The following is a 19164-nucleotide window of genomic DNA, read 5'->3' as shown; positions in this document are numbered from 1 at the left end:
CGTGAAGTGATCGAACTTAGTCGATGAAAGTGCGACTATGACTCTGTCTGTGCCTGACGGCTTGTCAATCGTCAAGTCTTCTTTATTGTAGGGTGGCTCGCGTTAGCTCATAGTTTTTGGCGCTCGGTGCTAGACAACGCTAGCTCTGAATAAGCACTCATTTGCGCAATTTTTATGCTTTCTTATCTCACTAGAAAAGGTGATCAAAATAGAACAAAAGAAAAAGCCTATTGCGCTTCCTATTATTATCGCTATTATATGTATTTCCTTTTCCGCTATCTTTGTAAAATGGTCTCATGCTCCAGCAACCATTATTAGCATGTATCGTATGGTGTTTGCTAGTATTTTAATACTGCCATTTGTCTGGATATACCGTAAGGAATTTAAAAAGTTAGTGATGAGAGATTGGCTACTTCTATGTTTTTCTGGACTTTTTCTTGCCTTACACTTCGGCTTATGGTTTGGTTCTTTAAAGCTAACAACCGTTGCTAGCTCGACAATCATATTAACCTTACAGCCAGTGGTTGCTCTTATAGGTGGATTTATTTTATATAAGGAGCGGACTTCTAAAACTTCTCTTCTGTTCATTAGTATCGCTATTATTGGAGCGGTAATGATTGGCTGGGGAGATTTAGCAATTAGCAAACAAGCTATTATTGGAGATATTCTTTCTTTTTTAAGTGTCGTAGCAGTGGTTGGTTATTTATTAATTGGACAAAGTATCGTTAGAAATGTTTCGCATTGGATTTATAGCTTTTCTGTTTTTTCTTTTGCTGCGCTATTTTTAATTATTTATAATGTCTTAACAAGTGTGCCATTATTTCATTATAACACTAGAGAATGGGGTATTTTCCTACTTTTAGCTATTTTTCCAACCGTTGCACATGTCATTTTCAATTGGCTATTAAATTATATCAATACCACAACAGTATCTATGAGTGTGTTAGGTGAACCAGTTGGTGCTAGTATATTGGCAGTAATTCTCCTTGGTGAGAAGCTCACAGCTTGGCAACTCATTGGTGGGGTATTTGTAATTATTAGCGTATTTTTATATCTACTCAGGCAACGTCAGCCAGTTACACTGCAATAAAAGAGAACAGCAGTATCTGATTTTTAAAAAAGATACTGCTATTTTCTTATTTTGCAACATTTTCTACGATCGTTAATTTTTGATTTGTTGCATCTAAATTAGCTTTAACTCCAAATGGAATTGCTATATTAATATCACTATGACCTATCTGTAAATTGTAAATCGTTGGTTTAGCAAACGGTGCAATAATTTCCCTAAATAAATCTTCTACCGAAAAGCTTTTCTCCTCATCCTTAGGTACGCATTCCTCCCAAGTTCCTAAAACAATACCAGCTGCTTCTGAAAATTTCCCTGCTAAGGCAAGTTGTGTCAACATCCGATCTACGTTATAAGGAGCTTCACGGACATCTTCTAAAAAAAGTATTTTATCCTTTGTATCAATTTCATAAGGGGTGCCTAATGTATTTGCAATGAGTGATAGATTTCCACCAACTATTTCTCCAGTTGCTGTTCCTTCTACAAGCACTTTAATTTCTTCTTGTGGCGGATTTTTAATCTCGCCTAAAGGATCTGTTGTTGTCATCACATGCAATAAACATTCTCGAGAATAGGAATCTAATGTTGGAAATGCTGATGCCATTGGACCATGAACCGTAGCAAGATTGGCATATTGTCGAAAAGCAATATGCAGGGCTGTAATATCACTATAACCAATAAATAACTTAGGGTTACTCGCAATCACTTCATAATCTAGTAAATTTAATAATTGAGGTGTTCCGTACCCACCACGCAAACAAAGAATGGCATCAACTTCATCATTCATAAACATCTCATGAATTTCCTGAGCACGCATTTTCGCATCACCAGCTAAATAGCCACCATATGTAGTAAAACATGTTTCTCCTAGCAACACTTTGTATCCTGCTGCTTCTAATGCTTCTTTTGCCTTTAACACTTCCTCTTCCTTCACAGGACTTGCTGGAGCAACAACTCCAATCATATCTCCAGGTTGAATTGCATTTCCCTTATTCATCAATCATTCCTCCTTATTTCTTTTTAAACATCCTTTTTTAGTATGTATATCCACAATGAATGATTTCATCAACCCTTTCAACTAAAAAACTTGTGATAACAGAAAATTCCTGCATCACAAGTTTTCAAAAGAATCCTTTTCTTCTCTTTTATTGTTCATTGAAATACACATTCATATATTCTTCATAAATCACCGTTACATGCTCAGGCACCGTAATATAGAACAACTCATCTCCAAAATGAACATCCATATAGCTTTCATTATTGGAATGCTTCTCAGAAAATAGTCGATACGGGAAAGGTTGCTGACGAATTTCAAGATCAACTTGTTCATCAAGATTTATATATAAACCTTGATCATTTACTTCATAAATTAACTCTGGTATCTCTTGACTAATATCAATCCCATTCACAAATGTTGATGTACGGTAGTGAGCAATATCAAGCTTATTTTCCGTATCCTGACGCTCTTCTATCACATAAGTAAAACCATCAGCATACAGATGCAGCTCTTCCTCATTAAAAGGAAATTCCGCTTCATCAAACTTATATTTTTCCAAACCTTCCATATCCCACTGATCCTCTTCATCTAAAAAGGTATAAAGAGTAGGGATACCATCTGTTTCTATCGGTTTAGGTAATGTTCCTACTTGTTTAGGTAAGATAAGAGAGACGATCAAAGAAATAAGTAGTACTACGACATAACTACAAAATAATATTTTTATTTGTTTTCCAAAAACAAATTTATTTCGTAATGTAACTCGAGCAATTAGAACACCTACGATAAGAATTATAATCAGTAAAATAGCTGGAATACCCATTATTCCCTTACCTCCAATCGTTGCGATAACCCTAAAGCAATAAACATAAATGCCAATGCTGACACAATAAATTTTAGTACAAATAAGAGAAAATTAGATTCTAGGAAATAAAACTGAAACAACTTAATCATAAGATTATCGCCATAGGTGTTCATTTGTTCACTTAAATAAATAGAGCCAATAATGACTGCTGGAATAATTGGGATAAATAGTTTACTTATTTGTACAAGCACCCCAATTAAATAACCTAACATGCTAAATGCAAATAGTATTAATGCTAATGCAATTACTCCATAAATAATTTCTAACAAAGTAGGTGTAACCCCTTCACCAAACAGATTCACCATACCGAAAATATAATAACGAATATTAGCAACTAAATATTCACTTAATAATGCCGTAGCTGTTCCAATTATGCTTGCTGTCATTAGAAAAAGAACATCAGAAAATACATTACTTGTTTTATTTCTTACAAACATAAACTCATTTTCTCGATAAGTAACGGATGTGATTTGCAAGGAGATAAGAAATACCCATAAAATAGTAAAAATAATAACTGCATTGGATGAAAAATAGCTTACATTAATGCTGTATATGCCATTTCCTCCCCCTGTTGACATCGTTGAACCAAATGAAAAAGCCATACCAATTAATTGAATTACCATCATGGAAGAAAGCACCCAGATAAAAGATCGCAGTTTATATTTATATTGTTTAGATGTATTTTCCATTAAGCTAGTTTTTACTAAAGACATCATCAATTCCTCCCTTCGTTTCATTCGTCAGATAGATACACACATCAGAAGGGCTTACCGAGGAAACTTCAATCCCTAATTGCTTAGCTTTCTCTATCGGAAAGTTATTTTTCACAACTACATATGTGTAATCTGGGCTAATCTGGTTTTTATATAATACTTCTTTGTCATACATCCATTGCTGTACAACTTCCGTTCTTCCTGTTAGACCTACTGCGTATTCTTTTAAGTCTTCAACTGGTAGATGCAAAAATGCTTGCCCATTTTTGATTAGTAAAACATCCTCTAACAAATCTTCAATTTCATCTAAATGGTGACTAGAAAGTATAATCGTACGCGGATGTTCTAAATAGTCCTTTAATAATGCTCGATAAAAATCTTTACGAACCGCTGCATCCATTCCCGTTATAGGCTCATCAAACATCGTAAGCTCGCAACGAGATGCTAGACCAATAATTGCATTAAATGTGCTTTTTCTTCCTTTTGATAAAAATTGATGATGTTGGTTCTTTGGAAAAGAAAAGTAATTACATAATCGCTTCGCAAATTCCATGTCCCAATGCTCATAAAAACGTTCAGCTTCTTCTAATATTTGCATCAAGGTTAATGAATTGGAAAATTTAACTTGATCATCAATTAAAATACTATTTGCCGAAACAAACAAATTATTATATGGCCGTTCTGAAAAAACATGTACTTCTCCACTGGTTTCTGACAAATAGCCTGCTAGAATTTTTAATAACGTCGTCTTTCCTGCACCATTACGCCCTATCAAACCGGTAATTGTCTTTTCATTTATCGTACAGTTCAATTCATCTAATGCACGAAAATCCTTGTATACTTTTGTTAGATTTTTGCATTCGATCACACTCATTTTCCTTTCTCCCCCATTTCTCTTTTCATCATCCTAACCATATCGATCAATTCTTCTTCACTAATATTTAAATAATTAGCTTCTATTACCAGCTCTTGAATTAAGCCTGTTAATGTCTCGCTTTTTCTCTTTTCCTTTATGTACGTAATCGCATCATCGGCGACAAACTTTCCAAGACCACGTTTATCATAAAGCACCTTTTCCTCGGCTAATAAGTTTAACCCTTTTGCCGCAGTTGCTGGATTAATATTAAACATCTCTGCTAGTTTATATTGGGAATACACTTTTTCATTCTCCTTTAAATTTCCTCTCATAATTTCTGTTTCTATCCATTCCGCAATTTGTATATAAATCGGTTTTGTACTATCCGTATCTAAGATCAACTGAAAATCCCCCTTTCTCCAAAGAGTAGTTCGGCGCATTAGTGTTGTAATGTAGTATATACAAAAATTCACCACCTTGCAATAGGTAAATAAATATAAAGTCAGCTATCCACAATTTGACAAAAACACTAGATAACAGTATCATTTCAAGCAACTTAACTCGATAAAAGGTGAAAAAACATGAAGATTTTTATTGATGCTGATGCTTGTCCTGTAAAAAATACAATTATTACAATTGCAAGCGAATATAAAATCCCAGTTGTGCTTGTGAAGAGCTATGCTCATTTTTCACACGAAAAAGAAGCAGCTGGTGTAGAAACAATTTATGTAGACCAAGGTGCAGATGCAGCTGATTTCCGAATTATGCAGTTGGTCCAGCCAAATGATATTATCATCACACAGGATTTTGGCCTTGCTTCCCTTGCTCTAGCTAAGAATTGTATTGTTCTACATCATAAAGGGTTTAGATATAATCAAGGCAATATAGACCAGCTCTTGCAACAACGTTATCTGTCTGCAAAAGCACGTCAAAGTGGACAACGCACAAAAGGTCCAAAACCGTTTACTAAAGAAGATGAGAGTAAATTTGCTTCTCTACTTCATAAAACGATTTCAGACCATATCTAATAGCGGTATGTCCGCTTTATTATTTCTTAATGGATGGGTTTAAGAACTTTTTCCCACCTACAAGCTTCGTTACTTTTACGTCAACTGTATCCAACGTGTCCTCCGTCAACGGGATTCTACCCTCTTCCTCCACTCTTTTCCAATCTTTAAAACTTTTCCGATATGCTTGTTCAGAAAAACCGAAAATATCAGCATTAATTTCTAAAGCCGCATGGTATGTGACTAGAATCTCACGTCTTATTTCTTCTTCAATTCGCTTTTTTAATTCATCTACATCTGCATTAGTAGAAATGGAGTTTACTGTAGCAGTGACTTTTACCTGTACATCAAACTTAATTTCTCCTTCGTCTACTTTAGGCTTTGTTTTTACCCGAACTTTATTAATTAATATTTCTGTCGGTGTATCTTTATCCTCAGTATCATATAAAAAGGTGACTTCACCTATTGTTGTGTTCCCATGCATCCATTTGAATCCCTCTAACGATCCATCTGTAATCGTTCCTTTAAATCCTGTAGTTGTAATAATCCCTACTCCGTCATATGCAACTGCTTTTTTCGTTCCTTTACTATTTTGTCTATTGTCCCAGATACCAACTGCTGGAATAGGCAACTCATGGCCTGGTTCATTTAAACCAATAAATAATTCCCGAATATTCACTGGGTGAACATATGCATCTACTTCAAAAGAGTTTTCTGGATCACTCAATTTAGATAAGATAATGGAAGAATAATTAATTGGTGTAACTAATAAAACTTCTTCAACTGGTTCTTTTGTGCTGTATACCCAAACCTGATATCTTGTCTCAATAAATCTGGTGATTGCCTCAAGAACCATATTCATCTTCCCGTTTTTTAGTACTTCTTCTGAGAAAACGATAAATGTTAAATTTCCCCAATACACATACTCATCTACAGATCGATAAAAGTTATATATTGCATCAACCATCGTTTTTCCTCTACCTTGCATAACTTCAGACTGTTCAATATCTGTTCGTGGTTGTTCTGATTTTGCCACATTAGCAAAATTAATTATTTGTGCATATACAATATGTTCACCATCTTGATAATCAACACCTAGTCCATGCACATAAAACATTCGTTCTGGTTCTTTTTTATCCACACATCCAAATAAGAATCCTACAAATAAAAGTAACATAAAAATTCGTTTATTCATTGGCCTTCCTCTTTTTGCTGAGTGTTATTTGCCCGAATTTTATCTGCTGACCGCAATTCCTCTGGTCGTTTGTAAAAATCCTTCTGTAAAGGGCGTAAAAATGTTTTCTTTATATTTGTCCAATTTATTTGTTCTGCTACTTCTAAATAAGGAGCACCAAAAATCCGGAACCCTGCTAAATAAACAAGTAAGAAATAAAAGGACATGAAAAAACCAAATAAGCCTAAAAGACCTGTTAATAAAATGGAGCCGAAACGGACAACACTTACTGCTGTTACTAAGGATTGGTTAACTAATGTAAAGGTAGCAATAGTTGAAATGGCAATAACAACAATCATCGCTGGACTTGTGATCCCGGCACGGATCGCCGCATCACCAATAATTAATCCACCTACAACACTCAATGTCCCACCGATTGATTCTGGCAATCGTAAACCAGCCTCACGAAACAGCTCAAACATAAGCAACATTAACAACATTTCTAACAACGCTGGGAATGGTAAACCTAAACTGGATTGAACAATAGTCGCTAATAAAAATAAAGGGAGCTGATCTTGGTGGAATGTCATAAGTGCTAACCAAAAAGCTGGAAATAATGTACCGATTAATACACCTGACAAACGAAGCAGTCTTTCAAATGAACCATAAATAACTGGATACTCATTATCCTCAGATGTTTTAAATAATAGGAATAAATTTACTGGCGTAATAACTGCATAAGAAACACCATCCATTAAAATAACAATTCTTCCGCGAGCAAGTGATTGTACAACATAATCTGGTCTTCCTGTATAATCATGTCTTGGAAAAAGTCGCGAGGTTTTATCAATATGTTCCATAAGCAGTGAGGTGCTAAAAATAATATCAACATCTATTGCTTCTATTTTTTCTCTAATCGTATTGATAGTTTTTGGATTAGCCATATCATCAAAATACATTATAGATACCTCAGTTTTTGTCCGTCTCCCCAACTGATATTTCTCCACACATAATGAATTAGTAGGTAATCGCTTACGAATTAAAGCAACATTCGTTGCAAGATCCTCGATAAAATTATCTCTTGGGCCTTTCACAGTAATTTCTGTTTTTGTCTCTTCCGGGGTACGATTTGGCTTATGGGCAATATTGGCAGAAAAAAGTGATTGTTTCCCCTCCATCCAAAGAATCACGCTACCCTCATACACGCTTGTGATTAATTGTTGCTTATTTAATATTTCTTTTAAACCTGGGACATGTAGTTGCTCTAAAATATCTGTTTTATCCCAATCATCATTTTTCATTTGCTCTATAAATTTACTGATTCGTTCTACTACAACACTATGAAGCATCTGTTGGTCAATCATTGCATCACAAGTGATAAATAAGACCTTTTGTTCTCCAAAAGTAAAGTCTTGAAAAATAACATCTGCTGATTTTTCAAATAACCCTTGAAGTGTTTCTCGAGACCATTCTTGCTGAGCTTTTTCGGCACCATAAGTCTCTAATTCACTTGATTGCTCTGCAGATGTTCCTCGTTTTTGGTTCATGCCTTTTTCCTCCTTGAAGCCATCTTTGTCATAAATGCAAACACGGCAAGTATTAAGGAAATAATGAATAAGGTAATAAATGTAATACTGAGTACATACATCCCTTTCAGATATATAAACGCCTTCTCTTCAATGAGAAAAACAAGAGAAGTAATGAGTAAAAAGCTAGGTGCCAAAAATCCCCAAATACGCTTCCTTTTTCCATCCCATTCAAGCAGAATAGTGATGATATATAGAAACAAGCCTACTCGAATAAACGCTCCTGTTAACCATTGATAAATAGAAAAGAAATCAAGATGTTCAATGAAGCGCCCGATTTTTGCTAAACGCCACTCCTCATATGCAGGATATAATTGATTTGCAGCTTCATCAGGGCCAAATTCTGTTATTGATCCAACTAAAGGCCCTAAGGTAAGCCCCATTAATATTCCGACAACTATTAGATAATGAAAAAAACGAACTTTTGCTTTAAATTTATGCTGAATAAATAGAAACAATAGTATTTCTATTACACCTGATGCGGGATAAATTGCACCTTTAATTACTGGTCCAAATCCATGTTCGAAAAAAGGGCGTAACAGAGTATAGTCCTTCACTTGCATATTCGTAAATGCTACAAAAAAGCCTAAAATAATTACCGCAAAAAGAACAATCGCATTTGCAATAATAATCGTTTCTAAGTTTGTTGATGCCAAATAAATACAAAGTGTGATGTATATGATTATCAATATAAAGATTGGTGTGCCTGGCAAGAAAGTAGAATTCACCCATTGAATTGTCTCACGCATTGTAAATGCAGCTAATAGCAAAAGAATAATGAGAAATACTATACGAAATGCATGAAAAATAAAATTCGATCTCGTCTCTCTTAACCATTGATGGAACGCATTTGGATAAGATTCTTGGTGAATATATATTAGTATTAATCCCCACGGTATGATAAGGATAGTCGCAATAACAACTGATATCCAAGCATCACGCCCCACATTCTGCAACAATGGCGGCAGAATCGTTACATGCGTTTTTAAACCGATAGCTGTCATTGCTAATAATATATAGTGAACAATTGGCATAGTCTCACGATTCATATCCATACTCCTCTTCCACATCGAACTATCCGTTAGCCTTTACTAAATTTGCTAGAAATATGCATAAGGAAAATACAACTAAAACGTTTTATTTTTTAAAAGAAAACAGAGCGAAAAGCGCAGAGCGCCCTTACAGGCTAAGAACGCGACGTCACGAGCACAACGTCCTGCACTAGCACATCCTGTGCGTCGTAAAAATGTAGAGATTGGAGTGGCACAACCGAGATATAGGAAACACGGTGAGGTCACGAACCGATGTTGACTTATTGTAGGGTGGCTCGCGTTAGCTCTTAGTTTTTGGAGCTCGGAGCTAGACAACGCTAGCTTTGAGCAAGCATTATTTTGCGCATTTGTTATACTTTCTTACTCCATAAAAAAACTGATCTTAGTTTTAACTAAAATCAGTTTTTTACAACCCTATTCGCTAATTTGCAATAACAAGCATTTATTCTACTTTTGTAAAGTCCATAATCAAATGACCTTGACCACTTAGGTTATCTGAGTTTTCCGTAATTTGGATAATATAATCCTTCTCTTCATATTCATGTGAATCCATACTAGCAAAGTTAAAATTCCCAACATAATAATGAGCGTTTTCTTCAAATAATTCCGTGTCTAATCCCAATGTTTTTGCAACAATAGTTCCCATTTTAATATTCTCATCTTCAAAATGGATGAAATCCGAATCCCCATAAATGGAAACATTATAACCTACTATTCTGTCCCTACGATCATATTTTATTTTGATTTCAAATTCTCTATCTTCTTCAATTACTTCGTATATACTCTGCCAATAAAGTTCATCTTGCTGCTTTTTTTCTTGTGTAGGTTCTTCTTGTATTTCTGGAAAATCAGTCTCCTGGACATTTATATTAAAGTCTTCAATAAAGCCATTCAATTCCTCTTCCGTATTTTTCTTATTACAAGCAGTTAATAAAACAGCCAATACTAGAAATAAAAGTATTATTATCTTTTTCACTTGTATACCCCCAAAATCACTACTAAAATTATTCTCCGATAAATTCATCAGTAAATCAAGTTTATAGTTCTTAGAATGTTTCGCTAGGGTACTAAATTATTTTACCATCATTATTTTCGCCCAAATAAATAGTCTTTCCCTTTTTCTGTAATATGGGTACCTTGCTTTGTTTTACCCGAAACAACAAGTCCTTTGTTTGCCATTTTCTGTAATCTATCTCTGGTTTGCTGTAAGGAAAGTGGATGATGACTTTTTAAAGATTCGTACACTTTATTCCTGCTCATAGTTTCCCCGTTGTTTGCTGCCTGATTCAGTATTTGTAATATATTAATAAAATCTTGGTCATAGTCCTGGTTCTGCTGATAAAGTATTCCCAAATTACTTGGCTGCGGTAATAATCTTTTGAAGCTCTCTAGTCGTTCTTGTAAGAAGTCAAAACCTTTATGCTCAATCTTTCCTGGATCTTCCCCAAAAACATCTACTAAGCTAGTAATATACTGACAAAAGTTTTCTAATTCCCTCGTGTTACCAGCCCATTCATATTCATGCAAATAATTTAACAGTCTTGGTGTTAGAAGTGTTATATCAATACCATTATCTCTTAAAAAGTAATTCATCAGCAAAGGGATATCGTCTTTCCGCTCTCGAAGTGGCGGAATATGTATTGGTACTACATGAAGTCGATAATATAAATCCTTTCGAAAGGTACCTTCTGCACACATTTCTAATAAATTACGATTCGTTGCAGCAATGATTCTCACATCAAGCGAAATAACCCGGGTACCCCCTACTCTTTGCACCCTACGCTCTTGTATTACTCGTAATAATTTTGTTTGTAAGGAAAGAGAAAGGTCACCAATTTCGTCCAAAAATATGGTTCCTCCATTAGCAAGCTCAAATAATCCTGGCTTTCCTCCCTTTTTTGCACCCGTAAACGCCCCTTCTTCATATCCAAACAGTTCACTCTCAATTAAACTATCTGGTAATGCTGTAACATTGGTAAAAATAAAAGGACGCCCTCTCCTGAGCGATGCATTGTGAATAGAATGCGCAAATAATTCTTTACCAGTGCCTGTTTCCCCATAAATAACTATATTATAATTACCTTTTGCTACTGCAGAAGCAAACTCCTTCAGTTCTTTCATATTCTGATTTTGGGTAATAATATCACTAAATTCATATCGGGAATAGAACCCTTTATCATTATTCTCATCTAGTTGAATTTCTTCTTTTTTTCTGTGAATAATTAACAAGTATTCATCATTTCTTCCTCTCCAATGTTCAATTGAACAAGCGTAGACCTTCCCATTTATTCTTATATTTTTCCACTGGATATTTTTTTGTGTATTGTTTTCAGAAAGTATTACTTCCATAGTAGGAATCAATTTAGACAGTTCTTTTCCATAAATATCATAATTTTGTTGTGATGCTATAATCGTTGCAGCTTCTTCATTCAAGCAAATAATCTTGAAATCCTTATCTAATAATAATATCCCATCTCGTGAATAACCTAAAATAGCATTAAGATATTTACTTCGTTCAATTAACTCATCAAAATTACCAAGGTCCGAGGATTTCATAATTGACTTAATGTATGCGGAATTGTTTGCGGCATGGATATTGTAGTCAGAAATTCCAAGTCTTTGTGCAATTTCTACAATTGTACTATATTCAATTTGACGTGGACCTAAGTCAAGAATTCTTGCTACATCCGTTGGAGCGTTTGGGTTTCCAAACGTGACGCATATATGAACTTCACTATCTTTGGCTTTATTTGCTTGATGATATGGAATGTAATTTAAATGGTTTAGCTTCAAGCTTTTTAATAGCTTAATAGAAGATAACTCAGCTTCATAATTGATATTACTAACATAAATATTTGTTCCATCCTTTATTTTATATAATTCTAGTAGCTGCTCAAAAGAATGGTGGTGCACCATGCGTTTGGCAATAATTACTTCTGTATCTCGATTAATCATTCCAAACTCTTTAGCTTGATTGACTAATTCTGGGGCGCTAAATAAGACTATTTTGGCATTAATTCTTCTTATGTTATCAATATGCTGAAGACTGACTCCTTCAACATTTAGCCAGCCTCTAAAAACGATTTGCAAAAAATTAGTGATATGGAATCTAGTTTTTTCATCTGGACAAACAAGTCCAATTGTATATATTTTCATTCACCGCACTCCTCGTATTGTTGTCACTAGCCAAAAGTTTCTTCCCGTAAAACGCCATAAACATACCATTATCATCTTATTTATAGACAACCTAAGTATACACGATATGACTACTTAAAAAGCTGAACCTCGAACAACAAAATTTCTCGTGTAAACGTCAAGAATAACGAAAAACGTTTGTTCTTCGCTATTCTTAACCTTAAATATATAATTTGAAAAAGTTACTTGTTTTGCCAGTACTTATTCCTCTAGTTGCACATTCCATAAAATAGGATTCGACATATAATCAAACCCTTTGACATTTTTAGTATACGTAGTAATTAATGCAGTATTTCCAGGTTTAAGGATTGGAATGTAATCCCAATACACTTCATGAAGTTCATCTGTATAGCTTTGTGCTTCCTCAAGAGAATCAGCATATAAAATCTTCTCAGATAATTCTTCAAGCTCTTCACTATCTGTCCATCCAAACCATTCATTACTCATGAATAAATATTGAGTAGGTAAAGGCCTAATCATAAATCTATTAAAAAATATATCAAATTTCTCTGGGTCTTCACGTTTCTGACTAACACTTGCCCAATCAGTTACATCAAGCTTTACCTTCATGCCTACTGCTTCTAATTGTTCTTTAACAACTACAGACATATTATAGTAATTTGCATATTCACGAGAAGTAATAATAACCACTTCTTCACCGTCATATCCTGCTTCATCTAATAACTCTTTTGCTAATTCAGGATCATACGTATTGTATACATCACTACCTACATCACTGTACCAGCCCGTTTGTTCTTTCTTTACTAATGCGTGGTCTAGCTCATAAAATTCTTCATTAACATAAGCTGCCTCTAGCAAATCTTCAACATTTATAGCAGCGTTAGCAGCTTGGCGAATCTTTTTATCCTTAAACACCCCTTCTTTTTTATTGAAGTTAATAGGTGTAAATGAACTAAAATCTACAGCAGTTTGGAAATTATCATCATTTAAGAAATTCAATGCACTATCTGGTGGAATATCACTAGCAATGTCATAATCACCCGATTGCAAACCTGCGATTCTAGTAGAGGGATCAGTAATTAAATGAAAATATATATCATCCAAATAAGCATTTTTCTGTCCAGACATGCCATTAGGTTCTTCACTACGAGATTGATAATCATCGAATTTTTCAACATGAATATAATTATCTGTTTTCCATTCTACGAACTTATATGGGCCAGTTCCAATCATGTCTTCCACGCCTTCAATACTTGCATTCTCTATTATTTCCTCTGGCATTATTGCTGCAAATTGTGCAGTGTCTGCTAAAATATATAGATCTTGTATAGTAGGATTTGGAATATGAGCAATTACTGTATAATCATCTTCCTTTTCAAATGTCATTTCTTCTAGGTATGTTTCCGCTTGAGAGGATAAAGTTTTCCATCTCTCCATGGATGCGATAACATCATCAGCTGTCATTTCTTCCCCATTATGAAACTTAACACCTTGACGTAAATTGAAAGTAATCATTTTTCGATCATCACTTAATTCATAAGATTCCGCTAGCATTGGCTGTACTTCTAAGCTTGTATCTAACGTCAGAAGCGCCTCAAAAATATGTGCAGAAATATCCCTAGTCGCATCATTTACAGTGAGATGAGGATCTAATGTTGCTGGTTGAACATGATATGCAAAATCTAATTGTCCTCCTTTAACCTCATTATCATTATTATTTCCCTCTTCTTGGTTGGAGTTATCTGTATTATCGGCACACCCAATAAGAGCAATACTTACAATTAACATTATCAAAAAAAATCCAAGATTCCTTTTATACATGAATTATCCCCCTAGATGTTTAATTTTTTAGTTTTGATTCTTATACGTATCATTGAACTTTTATAGCAAACTAGTAAAAATATTTGGAGAATTTTTATTTTAGTGAAGACTGGTTTATCTAAACAAGCATAAACCAGCCATTTTCAGAAATTTCTTATCGGATATTACTTAAAGCTTTCTTTTTTGAATCATATAGAGCTTCCGCATTTTTGTATAAAAGCATTTTTGCAGTTTCTTCGGCTTGACTAGGAGCCATTAAATTTAAAGAAACCATTTTGTTCATCACTTCTGCTAGGCAGGTTTTGGCCACTTTTGAAGCAGTCCATGCAATCTCTGGCAGTCCATGCTGACCTGTACCGAAAAATATTTTAGTATGAGGTGCTGTACTTAAAACATCTTCTATACAACTGCAAAAAATAGACGATGCCCAAGGAAGTGTCCAGCTCATGTCAACATAGACATTAGGAAACGAATAAGCCATTAATGAAGCATGACGAGTATATGGATACCCTTGATGCAGGAGAACAATTTTTGTTTTTACATATTGTGGATCTGAGACAAGAAATGGAGCAAACTGAAATGGATCCATTTCTGGAACAAATGCTGCTGACTGACGATTAAACCCGGTAGATCCAACATGAATATGAATAGGAACATCTAAGTCTTGAGCTTCGAACATTAGATTACGGAAAGCCGCAAAATAAACATTTTCAAGCGCCGTGTAATCTCCATTTTGAGCAGCAACAAACTGAATTGCCGCTTCTTCATCAGTAACATTACGCACTGCCATTGTGTAATGTTCTGCAACATGACATTTTAAAGCAATATAACCATCTTCATTGATAGCTTTTCGAACACTTTTAGTAAGTACGGTCATTAATTCTTCAAATGAAGAGGCTGTTTTTAGTTGTTCGAAATACACATCCTCGTAATTGTACATTCTATATACAGGCACCGGGAATACGCTTTCATTCTCTACATCTTCATTGAAGGGCCAGTCTACTAATGTTCCAACAATATTTTGATCCTCATAAAGATCTTTTGTATATTTTTTTAATCCTTCTACATCTTTAATACGCTCATTCCTTGCTTCAACAACTGCTTCAATCGTGGGTTCACAACCTAAAAACTGAGACATATAATTAACAACTGTTTTTACTACACCCAAATTCTCAATATTTTCTAGCTGTCTCTCAGAAGCTCTACCATGGGCATATGTAGCATCTAATCCTTGCTCAAAAGGATCCATGTCCTGATAACCATGAAGAAAATTCATTGATAGCTCTTTAGCTGTAATTTTCGTTTTATCAGTAAATAGTAGATGAGTATGGTGGTCAAAAAAAGGTAAGTGATCAAAATTTAGTGTCATTAGATTCAATCCTTTCAAATTATAAAAATTTTATTAATAGAAAATAAGCTGAGTATTCAATAGAAAAAATAACTTAAGTATCTATTCAAAAAGCCATTTTTACATATTGATGGTATTAGAAATTTCAATTTTACAATGCACCACCTCCAATTTTATTGATATCAATAAAAAAGAAACTTAATTTCTCTATTTGTTGACTCATTATATTTAATGCAATAATCATGCCAACTTTTGAAAGGTTATCGTATCTTTGATAAATTACTTTTATGCTAAATTAATTTCAAAATAAAAAGGTTTTTAGGTTGATTTAAACAACCTAAAAACCTTTTTATTTGTAGATTTGTAAAACTGTAAAATTTTATACTTTAATCAATATCAGAACACTCTTAAAAGAAACACCTTTTATTTTGGGGTTAATTTTCATAATAAAAACCCCTCTAGATAAACGTTCAAGAACATTATCACATGTTCTCTTTCTTTCACGTTTACCTAAAAGGGATTTCTTATTTTAACCTATATTTTTTCAACCTGGAACATTACGTACAGTGTCTATTTCACTTTCTTTTCTATTATCATAGGAGCGGGCAATTCTAAACGCATCAATTGAAATGGAAGGTTGTTTACCTTGAGCTACTTCAGCAATAACCATCCCTATTGCAGGAGATAGGGTAAATCCATGCCCACTAAACCCTGCCGCTATTAAATATCCTTCTACTTCAGGAATTGGTCCTAATATGGGAATATTATCAACACAATGCGCTTCTATTCCATAATAGGTAAAATCAACATCATATTCTTCTATGGATGGAATAATTGATAGCACCGTTTTTCGTTGTTTTTCAAGATCTATCTCGTTAAAACGGCCTGTATATTCTTTCGGACCTGGTTTTGCTGCATAGCCACCACCGGCCCGGATTCGCCCATCGATGGTTTGTTTGAGAGATATTTTAGTTCCTCTAGAACTAATTGTTGGTCCTGGCAAAACTGATAAAGGTGCTGGATCTGTTGCAGACATTTGATGAATATAAGGAGTTACTTGAGGAAGTGAGAGTCCTAATGTTTCATGTAATACAGGTGCCCATGCTCCAGCCGCATTAATAACGATATTCGCACTCATAAATCCTGCACTTGTTTCTACGCCAACAACCTTATTATTTTCCTTAACAATAGAGTATACTTCAACGCCAGTGATAATCTCCGCACCTAAGCGACGTGCTTTAGATGTATAAGCAACTGTTGTTAATAATCCATTTCCTTGACCACCACTCGGATAATATATTGCTTTCTTAATAGAAGGAGACAGAGATGGAACTAATTCATTTAATTCTTCACCAGTTACAATTCTAGCTTCTATCCCATTATCTAGATCTTCTTTTACCTGTTTTTCAAGAGCATCCATAATGTAGCGATCATCAAATAACATGATTTGGCCTGCCGATCCGTATTCCAGATCAGCTTCTAATTCTTCTTCAAGAGATTCCCAGCGTTTAATGCTCTCCTTTGCTAAATCGAGCTCACGAGGGTCACGATTATTTAGCCGTATTCCACCAGCACTTACTCTAGATGCAGCTCCCTGATTGGCAATACTCCCTTTTTCTAATTGTTTTACATTTACACCATCACGAGCTAAATGATAAGTTATTGATGATCCAATAATTCCTCCACCAATAACAATGACGTCTGCTGCCATTCTCTTTCATCCCCTTAATTAATTGATTTGAAAAAATATTTATATCCTCTGAATTCTAACCTGCGCCCTTTTTCATCCACCGATTCTAAAAGCAGCAAATTATTATTTATTCACTTACTGTCGCATTCCACAGCACAGGTCCGACAGTAGACATTTCAATCCCCTGCACCTTTTTGTTTATTCCATATAATGCGTAACTATGCCCTAAGTTAATGATAGGCAGATGCTCTTCCCATACGTATTGTTGCAGTTCATCCCATATTTGATAAGCATCTTCTAGGTCAGAAGCAGTTTCCATCGCTTTTAAACTTTCTGGAATATGAGGGTCGTTTACACCTCCTGACCAGGTTGTGCTTAATGTAATTAATTGTGGTGGTGTACTTACCATAGTGGCACCTTGTATTTCGATATCCCATAAATCAGTTTTATTTGCAGTATCACTAAAGGTTGGATAATCATAAACATCTAGTCTCGACTGAATACCTAGTCTTTTCAATTGTTCATCAACAGCAACACCAATATTGTACATCCATTGGAAATCTCGAGTGGTCATGATAACAACTTCTTCTCCGTTATAGCCATAATCCTCTAACATCTGTTTCGCCTTTTCTGGATCATTAATGTTATGGTACTCACTTCCTGCTTGACTAGCCCATGCTGTCACATCCTTATGCATATAACCAGAATCAAGCTCATAAAATTCTTCACTGGCGAAAGCTGCCATCATAATCTGTTCATAATCTAAAGCTGTATTGATGATTTCTCGAAATTCAAAATCTGAAACAATTCCTTCTACATTATTAAATTTAATAATTGTATTCGACCCTGGAACAAGAACTGGCTCTACACTATCTGAATTGATCAATTGATCATAATTATCTTGGGGTATTCCATATGCAAAATCATATTCTCCTGATAATATGCCAGCTAATCGAGTAGAACTATCTGGTACAAGGCGAAAATATATATCTTCTATCAAAGCTTCCTTTTTCCCACCTAACCCGTTAGTTTCTGTTTCTAAAGTCAAATAATCCTCATTCTTCGTAAAATGAATATACTGGTCTTCTTTCCATTCCGTCAGTTTATAAGGACCAGTCCCAATATATTCGTTAACCCCTTCTGCTGGAGCTGATTCCACAATTTCTTTCGGCATTATAGCTGGGGCATGCTTTGAGGTAGCGATGGTATCTAGTGTAAGTGGGGAAGCATTTGTTAATGTTAATACAACCGTATATTCATCCTGTTCTTCCCATGTTGCTCCATTGAATATTTCTCCTGATAAAGCCGTTTTTTCTTCCCAGCGCTTCATAGAAGCAATCACGTCTTCGGCAATCATTTCTTCTCCATTATGAAATTTGATGCCTTTTCTTAAATGAAAGGTATAGACTTTGTTATCATCACTAATATCAATAGATTCTGCTAACATTGGGATTGGTTTAAAATCTGCATCCGTTGTTACAAGACTTTCGTATATTAATCTAGAAACATCTCGGGTAGATGCCGATGTGCTGATTGGTTGGTCAAGTGTAGGCGGTGTTGTATCTATAGCAATATTTAATACGGAATTTTCAGATGTTGTTGTATCTTCTTTTGTTTCCTCCGTTACTTCATCCTCTTTTTCATTTTCTTCTGTAATGGTTTCTTCTGTTTTTTTGCTACACCCGATGATAATAAAGAACATCATTAACAAAACAATCAATAATGGAGCTTTTATATTTTTAATATCCATCCCTCCATATTTATCGATAACATCGAAAGTTTATTAGTCTGTCGAAAATGAAATAACTAAATCTATCCGTTTCTGCAATTCTCTTT

General features: G+C 34.7%; 16 protein-coding genes. 2 read left to right on the top strand and 14 right to left on the bottom strand.

The annotated features are described in order from the left end of the window. The first annotated feature begins 208 nt into the window (after positions 1 to 208). Positions 209 to 1090, top strand: coding sequence for a DMT family transporter (locus tag AB4Y30_RS02145; RefSeq protein WP_368655150.1), 882 nt, complete (start codon positions 209 to 211; stop codon positions 1088 to 1090). A 46-nt stretch (positions 1091 to 1136) separates the two neighbouring features. Here AB4Y30_RS02145 and AB4Y30_RS02140 read toward each other — a convergent pair whose 3' ends face one another. The 5 genes from AB4Y30_RS02140 to AB4Y30_RS02120 form a co-directional block, all read right to left on the bottom strand. Beyond that, positions 1137 to 2063 carry an LD-carboxypeptidase gene (locus tag AB4Y30_RS02140; protein ID WP_368653873.1) on the bottom strand — a complete coding sequence of 309 codons (927 nt, stop codon included), beginning with the start codon at positions 2061 to 2063 and terminating at the stop codon, positions 1137 to 1139. Positions 2064 to 2211: 148 nt separating this feature from the next. Then, positions 2212 to 2883, bottom strand: a complete 672-nt coding sequence (locus tag AB4Y30_RS02135) for a hypothetical protein (RefSeq protein ID WP_368653872.1) — start codon at positions 2881 to 2883, stop codon at positions 2212 to 2214. Beyond that, positions 2883 to 3638 (bottom strand): hypothetical protein, encoded by a 756-nt coding sequence (locus AB4Y30_RS02130; RefSeq protein WP_368653871.1) that lies wholly within the window; start codon positions 3636 to 3638, stop codon positions 2883 to 2885. Before AB4Y30_RS02130 ends, AB4Y30_RS02135 begins: the two co-directional genes overlap by 1 nt. Then, positions 3619 to 4512, bottom strand: a complete 894-nt coding sequence (locus tag AB4Y30_RS02125; RefSeq protein WP_368653870.1) for an ATP-binding cassette domain-containing protein — start codon at positions 4510 to 4512, stop codon at positions 3619 to 3621. The genes AB4Y30_RS02130 and AB4Y30_RS02125 overlap by 20 nt, the downstream gene beginning before the upstream one ends. Further along, on the bottom strand, positions 4509 to 4895 hold the full coding sequence (locus AB4Y30_RS02120) for a GntR family transcriptional regulator (RefSeq protein WP_368653869.1): 387 nt from the start codon (positions 4893 to 4895) through the stop codon (positions 4509 to 4511). Before AB4Y30_RS02120 ends, AB4Y30_RS02125 begins: the two co-directional genes overlap by 4 nt. 180 nt (positions 4896 to 5075) lie before the next feature. On the opposite strand from AB4Y30_RS02120, the gene AB4Y30_RS02115 reads away from it, so the two are divergent. Next, entirely contained in the window at positions 5076 to 5522 is a 447-nt protein-coding gene (locus AB4Y30_RS02115; RefSeq protein ID WP_368653868.1) for a YaiI/YqxD family protein, read from the top strand. A gap of 19 nt (positions 5523 to 5541) precedes the next feature. On the opposite strand, the gene AB4Y30_RS02110 is transcribed toward AB4Y30_RS02115, so the two are convergent. The 9 genes from AB4Y30_RS02110 to AB4Y30_RS02070 all read right to left on the bottom strand — a co-directional run bounded on the left by AB4Y30_RS02110 (position 5542) and on the right by AB4Y30_RS02070 (position 19078). Beyond that, positions 5542 to 6696, bottom strand: a complete 1155-nt coding sequence (locus tag AB4Y30_RS02110; RefSeq protein ID WP_368653867.1) for a Ger(x)C family spore germination protein — start codon at positions 6694 to 6696, stop codon at positions 5542 to 5544. After that, on the bottom strand, positions 6693 to 8222 hold the full coding sequence (locus AB4Y30_RS02105; protein WP_368653866.1) for a spore germination protein: 1530 nt from the start codon (positions 8220 to 8222) through the stop codon (positions 6693 to 6695). The genes AB4Y30_RS02110 and AB4Y30_RS02105 overlap by 4 nt, the downstream gene beginning before the upstream one ends. After that, positions 8219 to 9310, bottom strand: a complete 1092-nt coding sequence (locus AB4Y30_RS02100) for an endospore germination permease (protein ID WP_368653865.1) — start codon at positions 9308 to 9310, stop codon at positions 8219 to 8221. The genes AB4Y30_RS02105 and AB4Y30_RS02100 overlap by 4 nt, the downstream gene beginning before the upstream one ends. Before the next feature lie 445 nt (positions 9311 to 9755). Beyond that, positions 9756 to 10289, bottom strand: coding sequence for a hypothetical protein (locus tag AB4Y30_RS02095; protein ID WP_368653864.1), 534 nt, complete (start codon positions 10287 to 10289; stop codon positions 9756 to 9758). A 110-nt stretch (positions 10290 to 10399) separates the two neighbouring features. Further along, positions 10400 to 12469 carry a sigma-54 interaction domain-containing protein gene (locus AB4Y30_RS02090; protein WP_368653863.1) on the bottom strand — a complete coding sequence of 690 codons (2070 nt, stop codon included), beginning with the start codon at positions 12467 to 12469 and terminating at the stop codon, positions 10400 to 10402. Positions 12470 to 12709: 240 nt separating this feature from the next. Beyond that, entirely contained in the window at positions 12710 to 14290 is a 1581-nt protein-coding gene (locus AB4Y30_RS02085) for an ABC transporter substrate-binding protein (protein ID WP_368653862.1), read from the bottom strand. 154 nt (positions 14291 to 14444) lie between these two features. After that, a complete protein-coding gene (locus AB4Y30_RS02080; protein ID WP_368653861.1) occupies positions 14445 to 15659 on the bottom strand; it encodes an amidohydrolase family protein in 1215 nt (404 codons plus the stop codon). A gap of 523 nt (positions 15660 to 16182) precedes the next feature. Then, a complete protein-coding gene (locus AB4Y30_RS02075) occupies positions 16183 to 17349 on the bottom strand; it encodes an NAD(P)/FAD-dependent oxidoreductase (protein ID WP_368653860.1) in 1167 nt (388 codons plus the stop codon). Positions 17350 to 17455: 106 nt separating this feature from the next. After that, a complete protein-coding gene (locus AB4Y30_RS02070) occupies positions 17456 to 19078 on the bottom strand; it encodes an ABC transporter substrate-binding protein (protein WP_368653859.1) in 1623 nt (540 codons plus the stop codon). Positions 19079 to 19164: the final 86 nt, after the last annotated feature.

It is taken from the genome of Ornithinibacillus sp. 4-3 (genome assembly GCF_040958695.1).
Taxonomy (GTDB): domain Bacteria; phylum Bacillota; class Bacilli; order Bacillales; family Amphibacillaceae; genus CALAMD01.
Note: the sequence above shows the minus strand (reverse complement) of the source record. Positions and strands in the feature narration are given on the sequence as shown.

What these genes read in the sequence shown, in the direction of transcription:
- AB4Y30_RS02140 (WP_368653873.1), bottom strand. Translation starts at nt 2,063, where the DNA reads ATGAATAAGGGAAATGCAATTCAACCTGGAGATATGATTGGAGTTGTT.
- AB4Y30_RS02135 (WP_368653872.1), bottom strand. Translation starts at nt 2,883, where the DNA reads ATGGGTATTCCAGCTATTTTACTGATTATAATTCTTATCGTAGGTGTT.
- AB4Y30_RS02130 (WP_368653871.1), bottom strand. Translation starts at nt 3,638, where the DNA reads ATGTCTTTAGTAAAAACTAGCTTAATGGAAAATACATCTAAACAATAT.
- AB4Y30_RS02125 (WP_368653870.1), bottom strand. Translation starts at nt 4,512, where the DNA reads ATGAGTGTGATCGAATGCAAAAATCTAACAAAAGTATACAAGGATTTT.
- AB4Y30_RS02115 (WP_368653868.1), top strand. Translation starts at nt 5,076, where the DNA reads ATGAAGATTTTTATTGATGCTGATGCTTGTCCTGTAAAAAATACAATT.
- AB4Y30_RS02110 (WP_368653867.1), bottom strand. Translation starts at nt 6,696, where the DNA reads ATGAATAAACGAATTTTTATGTTACTTTTATTTGTAGGATTCTTATTT.
- AB4Y30_RS02105 (WP_368653866.1), bottom strand. Translation starts at nt 8,222, where the DNA reads ATGAACCAAAAACGAGGAACATCTGCAGAGCAATCAAGTGAATTAGAG.
- AB4Y30_RS02100 (WP_368653865.1), bottom strand. Translation starts at nt 9,310, where the DNA reads ATGAATCGTGAGACTATGCCAATTGTTCACTATATATTATTAGCAATG.
- AB4Y30_RS02090 (WP_368653863.1), bottom strand. Translation starts at nt 12,469, where the DNA reads ATGAAAATATATACAATTGGACTTGTTTGTCCAGATGAAAAAACTAGA.
- AB4Y30_RS02085 (WP_368653862.1), bottom strand. Translation starts at nt 14,290, where the DNA reads ATGTATAAAAGGAATCTTGGATTTTTTTTGATAATGTTAATTGTAAGT.
- AB4Y30_RS02080 (WP_368653861.1), bottom strand. Translation starts at nt 15,659, where the DNA reads ATGACACTAAATTTTGATCACTTACCTTTTTTTGACCACCATACTCAT.
- AB4Y30_RS02075 (WP_368653860.1), bottom strand. Translation starts at nt 17,349, where the DNA reads ATGGCAGCAGACGTCATTGTTATTGGTGGAGGAATTATTGGATCATCA.
- AB4Y30_RS02070 (WP_368653859.1), bottom strand. Translation starts at nt 19,078, where the DNA reads ATGGATATTAAAAATATAAAAGCTCCATTATTGATTGTTTTGTTAATG.